General features: G+C 64.4%; 14 protein-coding genes, 1 tRNA gene and 3 pseudogenes. 10 read left to right on the forward strand and 8 right to left on the reverse strand.

Annotated elements, in window-relative coordinates; genetic code table 11:
- Positions 1-272 precede the first annotated feature (272 nt).
- The 3 genes and pseudogenes from LGN10_RS20340 to LGN10_RS20350 all read left to right on the forward strand — a co-directional run.
- Positions 273-2,402 carry a hypothetical protein gene (locus LGN10_RS20340; RefSeq protein ID WP_413227155.1) on the forward strand — a complete coding sequence of 710 codons (2,130 nt, stop codon included), beginning with the start codon at positions 273-275 and terminating at the stop codon, positions 2,400-2,402.
- Positions 2,403-2,676: 274 nt separating this feature from the next.
- On the forward strand, positions 2,677-3,489 hold the full coding sequence (locus LGN10_RS20345; protein WP_226224836.1) for a phage tail tip lysozyme: 813 nt from the start codon (positions 2,677-2,679) through the stop codon (positions 3,487-3,489).
- Positions 3,490-3,579: 90 nt separating this feature from the next.
- Positions 3,580-3,955: pseudogene (locus LGN10_RS20350) on the forward strand (IS3 family transposase); the annotation flags it as partial.
- Here LGN10_RS20350 and LGN10_RS20355 read toward each other — a convergent pair.
- Positions 3,881-4,240: an HrpB1 family type III secretion system apparatus protein gene (locus tag LGN10_RS20355; RefSeq protein ID WP_059582684.1), complete on the reverse strand. Its 360-nt coding sequence runs from the start codon at positions 4,238-4,240 to the stop codon at positions 3,881-3,883. The pseudogene LGN10_RS20350 and the gene LGN10_RS20355 sit on opposite strands and share 75 nt — an antisense overlap.
- Before the next feature lie 19 nt (positions 4,241-4,259).
- Positions 4,260-4,565 (reverse strand): hypothetical protein, encoded by a 306-nt coding sequence (locus tag LGN10_RS20360; RefSeq protein WP_059582687.1) that lies wholly within the window; start codon positions 4,563-4,565, stop codon positions 4,260-4,262.
- Positions 4,566-4,798: 233 nt separating this feature from the next.
- Here LGN10_RS20360 and LGN10_RS20365 point away from each other — a divergent pair, with 233 nt between their 5' ends.
- Both LGN10_RS20365 and LGN10_RS20370 read left to right on the forward strand, forming a co-directional pair.
- Positions 4,799-6,559, forward strand: coding sequence for a hypothetical protein (locus LGN10_RS20365; RefSeq protein WP_226224838.1), 1,761 nt, complete (start codon positions 4,799-4,801; stop codon positions 6,557-6,559).
- Positions 6,560-6,764: 205 nt separating this feature from the next.
- Entirely contained in the window at positions 6,765-7,619 is an 855-nt protein-coding gene (locus LGN10_RS20370; RefSeq protein WP_226224840.1) for a methionyl-tRNA formyltransferase, read from the forward strand.
- 167 nt (positions 7,620-7,786) lie between these two features.
- Here LGN10_RS20370 and LGN10_RS20375 read toward each other — a convergent pair whose 3' ends face one another.
- The 3 genes and pseudogenes from LGN10_RS20375 to LGN10_RS33730 form a co-directional block, all read right to left on the reverse strand.
- Positions 7,787-8,896, reverse strand: coding sequence for a hypothetical protein (locus tag LGN10_RS20375; protein WP_226224841.1), 1,110 nt, complete (start codon positions 8,894-8,896; stop codon positions 7,787-7,789).
- 152 nt (positions 8,897-9,048) lie between these two features.
- Entirely contained in the window at positions 9,049-9,537 is a 489-nt protein-coding gene (locus tag LGN10_RS20380; protein ID WP_059582696.1) for an HrpB1 family type III secretion system apparatus protein, read from the reverse strand.
- A gap of 591 nt (positions 9,538-10,128) precedes the next feature.
- Positions 10,129-10,191: pseudogene (locus LGN10_RS33730) on the reverse strand (HNH endonuclease); the annotation flags it as partial.
- A 58-nt stretch (positions 10,192-10,249) separates the two neighbouring features.
- On the opposite strand from LGN10_RS33730, the gene LGN10_RS20390 reads away from it, so the two are divergent.
- The 3 genes from LGN10_RS20390 to LGN10_RS20400 all read left to right on the forward strand — a co-directional run bounded on the left by LGN10_RS20390 (position 10,250) and on the right by LGN10_RS20400 (position 11,387).
- On the forward strand, positions 10,250-10,507 hold the full coding sequence (locus tag LGN10_RS20390) for a type II toxin-antitoxin system RelE family toxin (RefSeq protein ID WP_099317261.1): 258 nt from the start codon (positions 10,250-10,252) through the stop codon (positions 10,505-10,507).
- A complete protein-coding gene (locus tag LGN10_RS20395; RefSeq protein ID WP_081103890.1) occupies positions 10,504-10,890 on the forward strand; it encodes a helix-turn-helix domain-containing protein in 387 nt (128 codons plus the stop codon). The genes LGN10_RS20390 and LGN10_RS20395 overlap by 4 nt, the downstream gene beginning before the upstream one ends.
- 248 nt (positions 10,891-11,138) lie before the next feature.
- Entirely contained in the window at positions 11,139-11,387 is a 249-nt protein-coding gene (locus LGN10_RS20400; RefSeq protein WP_226224845.1) for a DUF2513 domain-containing protein, read from the forward strand.
- 90 nt (positions 11,388-11,477) lie between these two features.
- Here the strand turns inward: LGN10_RS20400 and LGN10_RS20405 are convergent, their stop codons facing one another.
- Positions 11,478-11,780 (reverse strand): hypothetical protein, encoded by a 303-nt coding sequence (locus LGN10_RS20405; RefSeq protein WP_099317259.1) that lies wholly within the window; start codon positions 11,778-11,780, stop codon positions 11,478-11,480.
- Positions 11,781-11,996: 216 nt separating this feature from the next.
- Between LGN10_RS20405 and LGN10_RS20410 the strand changes: the two are divergent.
- Positions 11,997-12,526 (forward strand): annotated as a pseudogene (locus LGN10_RS20410) (DUF5131 family protein); the annotation flags it as partial.
- Between the two features lie 35 nt (positions 12,527-12,561).
- Here LGN10_RS20410 and LGN10_RS20415 read toward each other — a convergent pair.
- Positions 12,562-12,951, reverse strand: coding sequence for a hypothetical protein (locus LGN10_RS20415; protein WP_099317258.1), 390 nt, complete (start codon positions 12,949-12,951; stop codon positions 12,562-12,564).
- Positions 12,952-13,305: 354 nt separating this feature from the next.
- Between LGN10_RS20415 and LGN10_RS20420 the strand changes: the two genes are divergently transcribed.
- Positions 13,306-13,944, forward strand: coding sequence for a tyrosine-type recombinase/integrase (locus LGN10_RS20420; protein WP_226224847.1), 639 nt, complete (start codon positions 13,306-13,308; stop codon positions 13,942-13,944).
- 88 nt (positions 13,945-14,032) lie between these two features.
- Here LGN10_RS20420 and LGN10_RS20425 read toward each other — a convergent pair.
- A tRNA-Sec gene (locus LGN10_RS20425) sits at positions 14,033-14,128 on the reverse strand.
- Positions 14,129-14,140: the final 12 nt, after the last annotated feature.

Below are 14,140 nucleotides of genomic sequence, written 5' to 3' on the forward strand. Positions count from 1 at the left end.
CGTTATGTCGTTTTACCTTTCCAACACGAGAACCCACGTTCGCAAAGCGCGAAGACGGAATCGACGGGCGAGGCACGTCGACCGCCTGGACGCGACGAGGCAGCGCGAAAGTCCATCAGGGCCTTTGTCGCGAGGCGACGTCGAACGATCGAAATCAACCGAAAGGAAACGTCATGCCGATCAGAAACAGCACGCAAGTACGGTCATCATCGCTCGACCTCCCGCGCGACAACACGCAGCCCGCGCCGGCCCCGCGCCAACGAAGCGCATCGATGACCGGCCCGCGCCCCTCCGGCGGCGCATTGCTCGGCGCGCTGGGCAATGCGCCTGCCCTTCCGGCACACACCGGCAACCATGCACCGGCGCAGGCGAGCCCGCTTTCGACGACATCGCAACCGGCCGGGACGGCGCAGCAGCTCCCATCGCCGCCGCTGCCGGCGCCGATGCCGGTCAGGCGCAGCTCGCTGCCTACGCGCGGCTCGTCGTCAGGCTCCGCGATTGGCCGCCAAGGCGGCTCACGGTCGCTGCCCGGTTCGGGCAAGCTGGGCGCTCAACGTGCAGCCTTGGAAGACGGGACGATACCGGTGCTCAACTTGTCGGGCGGCGGGGAGTCGAGCGAAGAAGTGCCCGTACACGAGGAACCGCAGCCACACACGCCTGCATCGCAGCACGACAGTGCGGCGTCCGTTCGACATCAGGAGACCGTCGAAACGAACACTGCCGACACGCAACCGGCCACGCCGCGTTCGGGCAGCCTGTTGCCGCACGATAAGGCGGCCACGGGGCTGACAGCCGCGACGACGAGCGAGGCCGAATCGACACCCGACACGTCGCGCGCGGCCAGCCCGGTGCCGCTCCCGAAAGAGGCGCCCGCGCCCGAAGAAAAGGCAACGACGAGCGCCGTGCCACCGCAAGACGAACCGGTGCCGACAAAAAACACTTTCACGACGCCTTCCCACGCGGAAGCCTCATCGTCGCGCCTGCCCGACACACCTTCGTTGCCCAAGGGGCACGACACGGCGTCCCGGAGCGCCCTCTCCCCGAAGCCGGCCAGCTTCTCGGCGCCTCACGTCGTCGCGCACGACATCGACATTCAGGATTCCGAAAGCCCGACCGAGGCAACCGTTCCGAGCGCGTCGTCCCGGGTAGCGCCGGAAACCCGCACGCTGGCCGCCGCCGCGACATCGGTGCCCGCGGAGATCTCGGTCGCGCAGACCGAGGGCACACGTCCGGCATCGGCCGCCTCGATCACCAACAACCTGTCGGCCGCGCTGTCCCGGCCGGGGCAGATCCAGTCGTTCATCTCGAACGTCGGCGACATGCTGACCCGGAATCCCTACGGCGCCGCGCAACCGCTCAAAGGGTGGACGGCCAACCTCGTCAACGCGTTCAGTCATGAATTCGTCGCAACCGGCGGCGCCACGCTCTTCCGGGAGTTGTGCTCGATGGCTGCCGAAGCAGTCCTCGACAAGACCGGTGCCGGGCCCGAAACACGCGGCGCAATTACGGCCACGCTGTTCACGGCGGCCGCGATGGGCAACCTGGCCGCGATGTTGCACAAGTATCACACCGGCGCCGCGGACAACAAGACCTACGCGGGCCACGGTGCGCAGATCTTCGCGCTGATAGCAACAGTGGCCACCGCAGCCTATACCGGCAAGAACGACGAGGGCAACGGGCACCTTGGGCAGCTCTCCAGCATACTGCCTAGCGCGATCAAATCGTACGCATACCTGGCGCGCGACGTGATCAACGTGTTCCGCCCGCTCGAAGGCAATCACGACGCAGGCTACGAGCACCCCGTCAGAGGTCAGCTGCTCAACGACGCTCCGTATTTCGGAAACCAGCTCGCCGTGAACACCGCGCAGGGCAGCTCGCAATGGTCGGCCCCGTCCTACGTCGACAGCCTCATTCACCACACGAAGAGCAACGCAGCGATCAAAGGCCTGTTCGGCTATTCGGCGGCGAATGCCGCCGGCGAGGGGCTGGATGCGATCGGGGGACGCGTGGCCTCGGAAATCGCGACGCACGGCTTCACGGGCAAGGCGCTCGATGAACTGAAGACGCTGCGCCTGAGCTGGGGCAAGATCGACACCTCCGCAACCAGCACGGCCAGGCAGCTCGGGGACAAGGCGGCCGGCGCGGGAATCGCGCGTCTCAGCCTGTTCCTCTCCCTTTATGCCGCCACCGCCGTGGTCAATCACGCCGTGGAGGGTAAAGGCGATTGGTCCGCCGGCGGCAAGAGCTTCGCGGAGAACGCGTTGGGCGCACTGCTCATCATCGCGGGATGCCTGCCGTTTGCCGCGAGCACGTCGGGACCGTCGAACCGGTCGAACGAGGGGCGAACGATCGGCGCCGACAGCGCGATGGAACTGGGCGTGATGCGTCGCACGACCGCCTGAGCAACCGCGGTGCGCCGAGCAAGCGAAACGACGCGGGTTCGCGCAGGTGGCCGCATCGGTGGCGCGGCGGCTCGCCTGCCGCAAGCCGCAAGCCGCAAGCCGCTTGCATCGGCATCGCGGCCGCCACCCGGTTCGGCGGTTCGGCAATCCGACGACGACTTCGCATCCGTCAACGCACTGTAAGCGCCGGGCAATAAATTAGGTTTCGCGGGCGGCCGCTATCGGCCCTCCATCAGCAGCTGATGAATACCGTCATTCTCACGCGGAGAAAATCATGTCCACTACAGCAGTACAAGGCTATAACGCCGGCTATCTGAACGGCATCGATGATGTCGGCGGCATTGGCGGCACGAACGAATCGCAGCTCGCACAACTGCTCGAGTTGCTCATCGAAGAAATCAAGCAGATTCTCGATCCCTCCAGCCAGAATTCAGGCGATGCGGGTGGCGTGGGCGGCATCGGCGGCGGTACGCCTTCGTACTCCGCGCCGCCCGCCTATGCCGGCGGCGGCACCGCACCCGCTGGCGTGAGTGGCGGCGGTGGCGGCCAGGGCGGTGGCGGCGCGTCGCCGGGCATAGGCGGCGGTGGAAGCGGTGGCGGCGGCAGCCACGGCAACACGCTGCCCACTGTATCGGGCGGCGACGCCGCGCACGCCATCGCACAGGATCTCAAATCGCGCTACGGCCTCACCGACGCGCAGGTAGCCGGCGTGCTCGGCAACCTGCAGCAGGAAAGCGGGCTGCAAGGCAACGTCAATCAAGGCGGCGCGAAGGGCGCGCCCTCCGGCAACTTCGCGGACGACAACGCCAACGGCTGGGGTCTTGCGCAATGGGGCGGCACACGCAAACAAGGCGAAATCAACTATGCGAAGGAGCACGGGCTCGACCCGGGCAGCCTCGAAGCCAACATCGGCTTCATGAATCAGGAACTCGACACGACGTACAGCAAGACGATCACGGACATCAAGCAGACGACGACGGCGGAACAAGCGGCCCTGGTCTGGGACAAGGACTACGAACAGGCCACCGATCCGCAAATGGAAAACCGCAACAAGTACGCCGAGCAATTCCTCGCGCAAGGTTTCTGAACGCGAACGCGTCCGCCCCCCGGGGCGTTTGAAGCTCGCACGATCCCGCCCGATGTCCGGGCGGGATTTTTTTGCCGCGCGAGAACACCGCTCGCCGGCAATTTACGAACTACCCGGTCGCGCCCACGCAGATCAAATCTGCGACGCGATGGCGCCGGCGGCGGTGCGCCGTATTCATGAGGAGGCTCGTCGAAGCGACGGCAGCGGGAGGATGTCGCAAGCGTTGCGCTTGCTCGGACACGACGTCGGCCTTGTCGAGCTCGATCGTTGATGCGTCAGGCGCGGCTGGTGCGGTCCAGGCGCGTACACCGTTATCGGGTGGCAGGTCGAGAGCCCGATTGCGCCGAATCGGCTTGCACGACGATTCGATCCGGCGCGGTGCAATCGGGCATCAGTCTCGTTCGAGCAGGCGTCGCATGGCAAGGCGCACGTAGGGATCGGCACTGTCCTCGTGTGCCGTCGCATAGCCATGCCACGACGGATCGTCGAGGACTTTCAGGCAGATTGCCTTCAGTTCGGGCGCGCGATCGTCGGGCAATCCGTTCACGATCTGCCACGCATCGTGCGGACGCCCGCGCACCAACGCGATCGTCACGGCAAACACGTGCACCTCGCGCGTTTCGGGGTAGACATCGTGCATGCGCGCCAGCAGCGCCTCGGCCTCGTCCAGCTCGTTGGCCTCGATATGCTCGATGATCGCCTGCGCCATGGCCGGCGCATCGGCCGGCAGTTCGGTAAGAAGCTCCATCATGCTCGTCACCGTCCGTGCATCAGGCTGCGCCCGTGCCCGAGGTCAGCGTTCGCACCGCCTCCTTGCCGCCCGCCAATGCGAGTGCGGTAGCGGCGCCCTCCGGCGTCAGGTTTTCCGCGAGCGCCGTGCCGCCCTCGAGCGCCTCGAGCCCACCCGTCGCAATGGCCCCCGCCCCCGCAAGGGCTTCCTTCGGGTTGCCGCTCAGCAGCCCCTTGCCGAACGTCGCCGCGCCGTGCAGCGCGTTGCCGACACCATGAAGGACATCCCCGGCAGCCTTGGTGACATCCCCGACCACGCTTTTCACAATATTGCCGATGAAGCTCATTCGTTTTCTCCTTGATCGTGAAAGAAACGCGCGTTCGATGAAACGCGCGGAACCGAACCGCGCGAAGCCGGCCCTCGTTCCAATCTAATGAATGCGGATGCGAACGCGTTCGCGCGCGCGAAGCCGCACCGCGAAAACCGAATGAGCGACACCCGCGAGACGGCTCGGCGGCAGGCCGCCGCGAACCTGCTTCGTCAATCCGGACGACGCTTCGCGCGGTTCACGGGAGTGTCATGACCGGCCTGCACAGTCCAGTCCATCCTGTCTCCTGGTCCGAGAACATCATGGCTGCTCCACCGAAGATCGAGTTCCGGTCGCGTGCGATCGAATCCGCCGCCCTCACCCGCACGCCGAGCGACCCCGGCCCGTCCACGGGAGCGAAGCCCGCGCCGGTGCCAACCCGGCGCGCGAGTGCCGGCGCGCTCATCGACGAGCTCGGCGGCCTCGGCAAGCGCCCGCGCGCGGAAGGTCCGCCCACCGCGCCCGCTGCGCCCAAGCCCGCCGCGGCTATCGCACCGCAGAAGCCCGGTGTGGACGACATCGGCGCATTCGTGCCGGGTGCCGGCGGCAAAGGCCGGCGCTTCGCCGATTTCGCGCACGCGATGGGCGTCAACCGCAAAGGCATGACGTTGACGGCCTTCGCCGCCAAGCGGCCCGCGAAAGACGGCCTGAACGGCGTATCGACGGCGGCGCACGGGCAGTTCGGCTACGACGCGGCGCCCGCCACCGACCTCGTGAACGCGCTGGCCTCGGGCTCGGCCGCCGCCGCCGCGCATTCGATCCATCGCCGTTACGAAAACAAGGTCAAGGCGATGCTCGCCGCCGACGTCGAACGCTTCGAGCACCCCGAAAAACGCCCGCCGGGCGCGCCGATGCCCAACCAGGTCGACAACCTGCTGCTGACGAAAAACGGCAACGGACAATGGCAATACGACACCGGCAAGCTCTCGCGCATTGCGCGAGACGACGCGCATCCGCTCACGCAGCATGCCCGCGACGTATTGACCGCCATGAGCATCGCCGAGAACAAGGGCAAGCAACGTAACGGCGCGCTCTACCAGTCGGTCACGTCCGCCATCGGCCTGACGGCAAGCGGGCTGCTCGTGGGCGGCTCGCACGGCGCGCTGGCGCCGCTCGCGGCATCCGGGCACCTGACCAACGCGGTCAAGGAAGCGCTCGATTTGAAGAAGCCGTTTGTCGAAGGACGGCAAAACCTGCGCAATGCGAAGGCCGCCACGATTCAACGCTACGTCGACACGGTATTGGCCCCGCACGACTACACGGGCCAGACGCAGGACGAGCGCCTGCGCGCGGCGCTGCAAACGAGCCGCGCGAAGATCGACGATCTGCGCGCCATGGAGGCGCGGCCGGCGGACGAAGGCCTGCCCGCGGACTTGCGCAGCCCGCAGGCGCAGGCGGGTATCTATGCGTCGCTCTATGACGATGCACGCCGCTACGCCAACAGCACGACGTCGTTCGGCAAGCGCTTGATCGCGGGCATGCACGCCGAAGACAAGGCGAAGGTACACAAGGATGCCGAGCGCGACATCGTGGTCAAGCACATTCTGTCGATGGTCACCAGAAGCATCGGGCGCCTCGATCCGGCCACGCTCGCGGCGCTCGCGGGTGCCGACATGGCAGTCGATGCATCAGCCTCGCAGCGCGCCAGGCAGGCGCTCGTGATCGTGGGCAACCATCCGCGCGCGAGCCGCAACCAGGATCTGATCGCCGCGCACACGCTGCTGACGGACAGCGGCATTCCGAAGGGCGAAGCGGCACTGCTGCTTTCGCAGCTTGCACGCGCGCGGCGCGAAAAACCGCAAGAGGCGCCGGCGCCGCGCGATACATCGGCTTCCAGCCGGAGCGCCGCACCGCTGACCGACAGCGAGCGGCTCAAACAGATCGCCAACATCATCGGGCAGCCCGGCCTCACGGCAACCGCCGCCAAGACGGCGGAGGACCTCATCAAGAAAAACCTCGCGCTGAGGTCTTGACGCGCGGCGCGGCGTCGCGCGCAATCGCGACGCCCTCGCCGCGGCGCGCAGCCGGCGATTGATTTGCCGGTTCGCGGCACTCGACGAAACTTCGGAATACGCGGGCTATCCGCCACCGTGCGCGCTTACCGTGAAGCGGGGTGGCCGTCGGCCGTCATCGCCGTCCATGCCGCCCTGACCTTCAATGCGAAAGGGAGAACCGATCATGCGATTCGCGTTCGCCGGCTTCGATCGCTGGCGTGTCGTCTTCGACGCGTTCGTCGCCGCAGGCTGGGAGCCTGTGGCGCTCTACTCGATTCCGGTCGACAACCGGCTCGACTTCAATAGCGAACTCGTCGAGCGCGCGGACAAGCTGCGTATTCCGGTGCAGCTGTCACGCATGAACGAAGACGATCTGCGCCGGCTCGCCGAACGGCAATGCGATGCACTGATCGTGGCCGGCTACAACTGGAAGATTCCGGCGTGGCAGCCCTATCTGCGCCATGCGGCCAACTTCCATCCGTCACCGCTGCCCGACGGGCGCGGCCCGTACCCGGCCATGCGCGCGATCCTCGAGGGGCGGCGCGAGTGGGGCGTCAGTTGCCATCGAATCGATGCCGATTTCGATACCGGGGAGATCGTCGATGCCGAATGCTTTCCGCTCGATGCCGACGAATGGCACGAGACGCTGCAACTGAAGCTGCAGATGGCCGCCCATCGGCTGGCCACGCGCGTGGCCCGTGACTTCGATCGGCTTTGGAACGAACGGCGTCCGCAAGGTGCGGGCAGCTACTGGCCGCGCGTTGCCGATGCCGAGCGCACGATCGATTTCACGCGGCCCGTGGCCGAGGTGATGTGCGTCGTGCGGGCCTGCGGGAACGTCGAATCGATCGCGCCGCTCTTCGGCACGACCGTCCACGTAAGGCGCGCCACTGGCTGGCAGGAAGCACACACGTACGAGCCCGGGCAGATCGTGCATCAGTACCGGCGCTGGGTCGTGGTCGCCGCGCAGGACGGCTTCGTCGCCTTGCTCGAATGGAGCCCGCTGAACGCGTCCCTTCGTCGGCAGATGGAGGGCTGAATCGGGACATCGGTTGCGCGGGTAAACGACGAAGCGGCCGCGCTGCGGTGTTTCGCAGCGCGGCCGCCGATTGTGGCCGCTTGTCCCCGATCGTCGTTTCCTGCAGCCCCCCGATCGGCGGCCGCTCGGGTCGCCGATCGGGATGATCGCCGGAACGGCCGGCAACGTTACTTCGTGCTGACGCCGGCGATCGTACCCGTGTGAATGCCGGTGATGTTCTCGAAGGCAATCGCGGCGCGCGTCTTGCCCGGCGTCAGCACGTTCGCGCCGCCCAGCGCATCCGAAAGCGCCTTGCTCGCGTCGTGGCTGATCTTGCCGCCGCCATGCGCGTTCGCCGTCTGCTGCAGCTGTGCACCGATCGCCGCCGCATCCGACTGGCTCAGCTTGCCCGACTTCACCGCGTTGGCGAGCGTCTTCGCCGCGGCATTGCCGTCGCCGTGCGACAACGCGCTTTCCATGGCCTGGAAGTCGGCGCCGTCCTGCGCGTTGAAATTGGCCAGCGCCTTGCCCTCGTCGGCCATCTGCAGCGGCTTGCCGTCCTTCAAGAGGTCGCCCGTACCGGGTGTGAAGCCTGCCGTCGCGCCCGTCGTCGGCAAGCCACCCGTCGTCGGCAGCGTACCGGTGTTCGTCGGGAAACCGCCCGTGCCGGGCAAGCCGCCCGTCGCCCCCGACTGCCCCGCCGCGCCGCCCGCGCCACCCGTTGCGTTGCCCGCCGCGCCGAGTCCGCCTTGAGCCGCCCATTGGAAATTGCCGACCGCGGACTTGCCGTCGGTGCCCGCCACGTCGTGCGTCTCGATCTGCTGGTAGGCACCCGGGTTCGCGAGCATGGTCTGCGCCGCTTGCTGCACCGTGGGTGGCGTGCCGCCGTCGGCGTTCGTCGCGAGTTTGTACATCGTGTTCGGATCCGACGCGTTGATGCCATGCTGGCCCATGTACGAGGCCAGTACGCCCGCCGCGTTTTGCACCGTCATCCCGCCGGTGCCGCCCGGCATGGCGCCCGCGCCCCCCATGCCGCCGGGCGTGGCGCCCACCCCGCCGGGCATCGCGCCCGCGCCGCCACCAGGCACGCCACCGGGCATGCCGCCAGCACCGCCCGGCATGCCGCCGGGCTGCCCGTTCTGCCCCGTCTGCATCTGCTTGAGCAACTGGCTGATGAGGCCGATGAGATCCTTGAGCACGTCCTGCGTCGAGCTCGCCGAGGCACCGTTGGTCAGCCGTTGCAGGTAGCTCGCCGGATCGGTGGGGTAAGTGGTCATACTCGGAACGTTCAGATTCATGATGTTTCCTTCCTGTCGGGTAAGTGTTGCGTGACCGTGTGTACTACGAAGCAAAGTCAGTCTAGGTTGCTGTCGCTGCTACAAGCGCACCGATGCGAAGGCCGCGATTGAAATGCGAATCGCCCGGCGCGCGGAAAACATGAAACGGACACTCATGCGCGGACCCACGTCATCGACGCGGAGAATCCGCCGTTGTCGGCCGGCCCGCCGTGCGTGCTCGCCGGCGCGTCGGTGGACGCAGGCGCCTGAACGCTGGCGTCGAGCTTGGCGGCACGCTCGAGCAGACGCGCGCCGATCTTCGCGCCCTCGATGCTTTCGCGCTGCTCGGCCGCGCTGAGCGCATAGCTGTGCCACAGCGGGTCTTCGAGGCCGAACAGACACACCGCCATCAGCGCGGTATGAAGCCCCGAGCGCTTCGCTTCGGTGTCGTCGTCTTCGAGCACGCGGCGCGCGTCGCCCCATGCCTGGCGCCGGACGTAGCGCCACGCGGCGACCGTCCCCGTGCCGGGCCATTTGGGCCGAAGCACGCGGATCGCCTCGAGGAGATCCTCGAAGTCGGCTTCGTCGTCGAGCTGCGAAGCCGTCCACAGCACCTTGGTTAGGCCGCCGGCAATCTCGTCCCTGCATCCTGTGTAAGTCACGATGTCCTCGTCTGCTGGAGTGCTGCAATCAAAAAGCGCACGGCGGCGTCGCGCCCAGCCGTGCCACGCTAGCTGCCGGCTCGTGCGGTGGACGTCCCCTGGCGGTTAGTCTCTTGTATCGGGCCGGCTTTCGCCGACGCGATGCGAACGGAACGATCGGGATGCGAAGAGAGAACGGAGAAGAAAACCGACCGCGGCGATGGAAGCGATCGGTGCGACAGGCCGGAGGGCTCGCCGTATCGAAAGGGGATTTGCTTTATGCCCGGCGTAGAAGAAGGCCCGCCATCGGTTGATGCGCCACCGGCCGTCGGCCAGGCGGTCCCCTTCGAATCGCCCCCGGCGACCGATGCAGCGTCCGCAGGCAATCGGCTCATGAAATGGAGCGATCACCACGGGCAGGAGGCGCTCTGTCCATCACGCATCGATCGACGAATCGAAACGCTGGATTGCGCGGGTCTTCTGCTTGCAGAGCAGGGGCGCTACGCGCTCCCACATTTCCACCGCCTGAGGATCCAGCCATTCCGGCGGTTCGATATTCGTGACCAGACCGAAATCGGGTTCCTGCGTATTTAACTGCCGCTTCCCCGGACTACCATCCGCGACGAGCGCACCGCATCCCCTGTGCTTGCACGGCTTCATCGGGCGTCGTGCCATCTCTACAATCCTGCTAACATTATTTGCACATTCGTTAGCATTCTGCTAACATACGTTCATGCACTCAATCGAATTCACCAAACAAGCCGCCCAAGCCCTCAAGGCAATGCCGCGCAACATTTCGGCGACGATTCGGGCAAAGATCGATGCATTGGCAGTTGATCCTTACGCTGCGAATCCGAACGCGAAGAAGTTGGCAGGCCAGCCCGGCTACCGGCTCCGAGTTGGCGATTGGCGTGTGTTGTACGAAATCGAAGATGGCCGCGTTGTGATCGTTGTGCTGGCCGTCAAACCCCGTGGAGGTGCCTACAAATGACCGAAGTTCAATTTATCGAGCAGGACGGCCACCGGGCCTTTGCGGTGGTCCCCATTGAACTGTGGGACCGCGTGAAGGACCTGATCGAAGATCTCGAAGATGAAGCGCTGTACGCGCAAGCCAAGGCAAGCGACGACGGTCGACGCATCCCGGCCGCCGTGCTCGATGCTGAGCTGGCAGGCGATCACCCCGTTCGTGCCTGGCGCAATCATCTGCGCATGACGCAAGACGCACTCGCCGCTACGGCAGGCATCAGCAAACCGTATCTCAGCCAGATCGAAACGCGTCAGCGCGTCGGCACTGCCGACGTTCTCTCTAAGATCGCCAGCGCGCTCTCCGTGCCGGTTGACGACCTGATCGAGTTGCCGCCTCCGCAACCGTAACGCGATGTCGCTCGTCTCACCGGTCTGCATAATGCAATCGCATAAGTGTGGCGACAGCAACGCCCGCGCCCACGCAGCGCGGGCAGCGACGGAACACGAAGACTGCCATATCGAATCCAAGCGCGGATGAGGAAAACGCCACGTGACAATCGCCCCGTAAGTTTCGATACCTATATCGTCTCGCATTGAACGGCGACAAGTAAAATGGGTTTGCCAGATCAGCCGGCGTCAACCACACCGAGAGCCAAATGAAACGAGACAACGCGCTGTTGCAGTCGATTCTTAAAACACTTGAGGATAGTGAATTCGCATATCTGACTGCGGGCTATATCCGTAACACCATATCTGGGAGCGACACGTCGAAAGACGATGCAATCAATCACCATATCCGTTTGCTTGCCGATAGAGGCCTCATCGACATCAGCAACACTGCGGGCATCAGGCTCACCTGGGACGGTCACGACGCGTTGAAGCCCAACTCCGGCATTTTCGGCTAAGCAAACGAAAAAGCCCGCGAGGCCGTTATCTTGCGGGCTTTCACATATCGATCTGAGTACGGCGCTAAGCTGCGACGCAACAGTACTCGATCACATCGCCTTCTGCATCTCATTCACGATATGGTCCACGACCGACTGTGACACGAAAGACTCCGAGCGGCCGGCAACCTGCTTGCCGTTTACCCACACTACGCGACCGCCACCGATTGCGGGCGCACCTCGAATACTGAAGCGCGTCCGAGCAAGCTCATCCTGCCCGTCCCGAACGATGAGTTCAATCGCAAAATGGGTATAACCTTGGGAATCAGGCTTAAAATCAAACGGATGCGCAGCCTCGCGTAACCCGTACCTGATCGAGGGACCGGCGCAGATCTGCTTCAGCGGCGGCCGCACGTCCGGCTACATGCTTCACCAACTGCTCGAAGCGAACGGCGGCATACCGGACAACTGCATCGTCACATTTCAGAACACCGGAAAGGAGCGCGAAGAAACACTCGAATTCATCAACGAGTGCTCGAACGCATTGAGCTCGTCTAATCATTGCTCAACGAGGTTGTCGACGAGCTGTCGCACGGGCTCAACACGTGGGATGAGTTGCCGTGGCCCGGCGTCTGGATCGGCGCGACGATCGTAGACCAGGCCGAGGCAGACCGCGACATCGAAAAGCTTCTCATGACGCCGGCACGCCGCCGGTTCTTGTCCATGGAGCCGCTGTTGGGGCCCGTCGATCTGCGAGCCTGGTTCGACCCAACTGGCGTTTGCTGCATGCAGGAAATGCAGTCCTGTGAAGACTGCCCTGCGGACGCACCGTGGATTCACGGACCAACCACCGAATACGCGGAGGACGGCACAGGCTACAGCTCGCCCGAAATCGACTGGGTGATCGTTGGGGGGAAAGCGGCCACGGCGCGCGGTCGATGCATCCGGACTGGGCGCGCGGTCTTCGCGACCAATGCGCGAGCTACGGCGTGCCGTTTCTATTCAGGCAATGTGGCGAATGGATCGACCATGATCAGCCAGGCGTTGACATGCTCGGCACAGCCCATTCCGCCCTTCACCAAGGGCCCGACGGCAAGCATTCCGTTCGCCTTGGCAAGCGCGCCGCTGGCCGCCACCTCGACGGCCGCACGCACGACTAATTGCCTGGAGTGGTTCGATGAGCGACACGACGATATCAAAGGCTCGGACGAGCGTTCAGGACGCCTATGCTTGCGCCAATGCAAAAAGCAAGCAAGCTCAGTACACAGGTGGCGGTGGCGATCCTCAAAAACCTAACGTGCTTTCCTTTCGGTAAACGCTGAAATCCTTCGTTGAACAGCGTGTTCTGTGTCCAGTACGAACAGAAAACCGCAATGCCCGTGAACAGCAGGCCGACGACGAAGCACACCAAGGAAACCTTCAGTGCACAAAGTGGAATCACTTTCGACAAGCGGTCGAATATCGCGAGCATTCCGGCCGCTGCCCCGCCATTGAGGAGCGCGAGGTATTTGAACACCTCGATCGAAATTGTGACCATCGATTTATAGGTCTCGATCTGATGGTCTTCGTTAAAAGTATTGGCCATATCACTTCCCCAGTTCGAGGAATCGTAGCATGACCGAACACCCTATCCTTTTCCGCGGCCCGATGGTACGGGCCATCCTCGAAGGCCGCAAGACGCAAACCCGCAGAATCATCAAGCTGCCGCGAGGCTGACGAGTTAGGCCGTCAATGGGACGCCGAGGTATACGCCATCGCCACGGGCGCGCGAAAGCCGATCGTCACGATTGGCGAGTGCGTCCGGATCCACGTTACGGACAAGGGCTCAGAATGGAAAGACCGCAAAGGCCGGCTACAGGTTCTGACCAAGTACGCGGCCGAGTACCAGGATCAGGACGCGCTCGAGCTCTACGACTGGTCGATACGATTCGCCGGATACATGCGCGCTAAGGTTGACCGCCAAGGGCGCCCCAAGAAGCCGAGTTCCGATGGAACGATACACAACACGCTCGGCTACCTTCGGGCGGCGATCAAATATGCTCACAAGATCGGGAAGATCGAATACGACCAGACGGCAAAAATGGGCATTCCGAAGCAGAGCGATGAGCGCCATGTCTATAAGGGGCGCCGCGAAATGTTGGAAATCGCGAAAGCTTGCTCGCATCGACAAACCCGAGCCGCCATCCGAACCGCGTTCTACTCCGGGATGCGAATGAGCGAAATTCTGCGCGCGGTCCCGACCAAGGACGGGTTCTCTCTCGGCACGACGAAAAATGGTCGACGGCGGCTAATTCCGATTCATCCGCGGATCGCCGTTATTGCCCGGAGCGTGAAATTTACCGAGCCGGCGTGGAAGATCAAAGACGAGTGGATCAAGGCTCGACGGAAGTCGGGGCACCTGGGGGTGCGGTTTCACGACCTCCGCCATAGCGCCGCATCGGAAATGATCAACGCCGGAATCGACCTTTACACGGTCGCTGGGGTGCTCGGTCACAAGACGACGACGTCGACCAAACGGTACGCTCACTTGGTGACCGATCGGCTCGCGGAAGCCGTCAAGAAGATCGGGCGATCCTGACCCGGTTACACGGATCGGGCAGAAAAACCCACACCCCGGGGAGTTTAGAGGCTCCGTTTGGAACATCGCGAAATGCCGGAAACCCTTGTGGCGGAAGGCAGCAGGAGTCGAACCTACCCAGGAGCGTCTGACGCCCCTAACTGGATTTGAAGTCCAGCCGTACCACCGGATACGAATGCCTTCCGCGGGAAAAAGA

This window comes from Burkholderia sp. AU32262, from assembly GCF_020419985.1.
GTDB classification, from domain to species: domain Bacteria; phylum Pseudomonadota; class Gammaproteobacteria; order Burkholderiales; family Burkholderiaceae; genus Burkholderia; species Burkholderia semiarida.

What these genes read in the sequence shown, in the direction of transcription:
- LGN10_RS20340 (WP_413227155.1), top strand. Translation starts at nt 273, where the DNA reads ATGACCGGCCCGCGCCCCTCCGGCGGCGCATTGCTCGGCGCGCTGGGC.
- LGN10_RS20345 (WP_226224836.1), top strand. Translation starts at nt 2,677, where the DNA reads ATGTCCACTACAGCAGTACAAGGCTATAACGCCGGCTATCTGAACGGC.
- LGN10_RS20355 (WP_059582684.1), bottom strand. Translation starts at nt 4,240, where the DNA reads ATGATGGAGCTTCTTACCGAACTGCCGGCCGATGCGCCGGCCATGGCG.
- LGN10_RS20360 (WP_059582687.1), bottom strand. Translation starts at nt 4,565, where the DNA reads ATGAGCTTCATCGGCAATATTGTGAAAAGCGTGGTCGGGGATGTCACC.
- LGN10_RS20365 (WP_226224838.1), top strand. Translation starts at nt 4,799, where the DNA reads ATGACCGGCCTGCACAGTCCAGTCCATCCTGTCTCCTGGTCCGAGAAC.
- LGN10_RS20370 (WP_226224840.1), top strand. Translation starts at nt 6,765, where the DNA reads ATGCGATTCGCGTTCGCCGGCTTCGATCGCTGGCGTGTCGTCTTCGAC.
- LGN10_RS20375 (WP_226224841.1), bottom strand. Translation starts at nt 8,896, where the DNA reads ATGAATCTGAACGTTCCGAGTATGACCACTTACCCCACCGATCCGGCG.
- LGN10_RS20390 (WP_099317261.1), top strand. Translation starts at nt 10,250, where the DNA reads ATGCACTCAATCGAATTCACCAAACAAGCCGCCCAAGCCCTCAAGGCA.
- LGN10_RS20395 (WP_081103890.1), top strand. Translation starts at nt 10,504, where the DNA reads ATGACCGAAGTTCAATTTATCGAGCAGGACGGCCACCGGGCCTTTGCG.
- LGN10_RS20400 (WP_226224845.1), top strand. Translation starts at nt 11,139, where the DNA reads ATGAAACGAGACAACGCGCTGTTGCAGTCGATTCTTAAAACACTTGAG.
- LGN10_RS20415 (WP_099317258.1), bottom strand. Translation starts at nt 12,951, where the DNA reads ATGGCCAATACTTTTAACGAAGACCATCAGATCGAGACCTATAAATCG.
- LGN10_RS20420 (WP_226224847.1), top strand. Translation starts at nt 13,306, where the DNA reads ATGCGCGCTAAGGTTGACCGCCAAGGGCGCCCCAAGAAGCCGAGTTCC.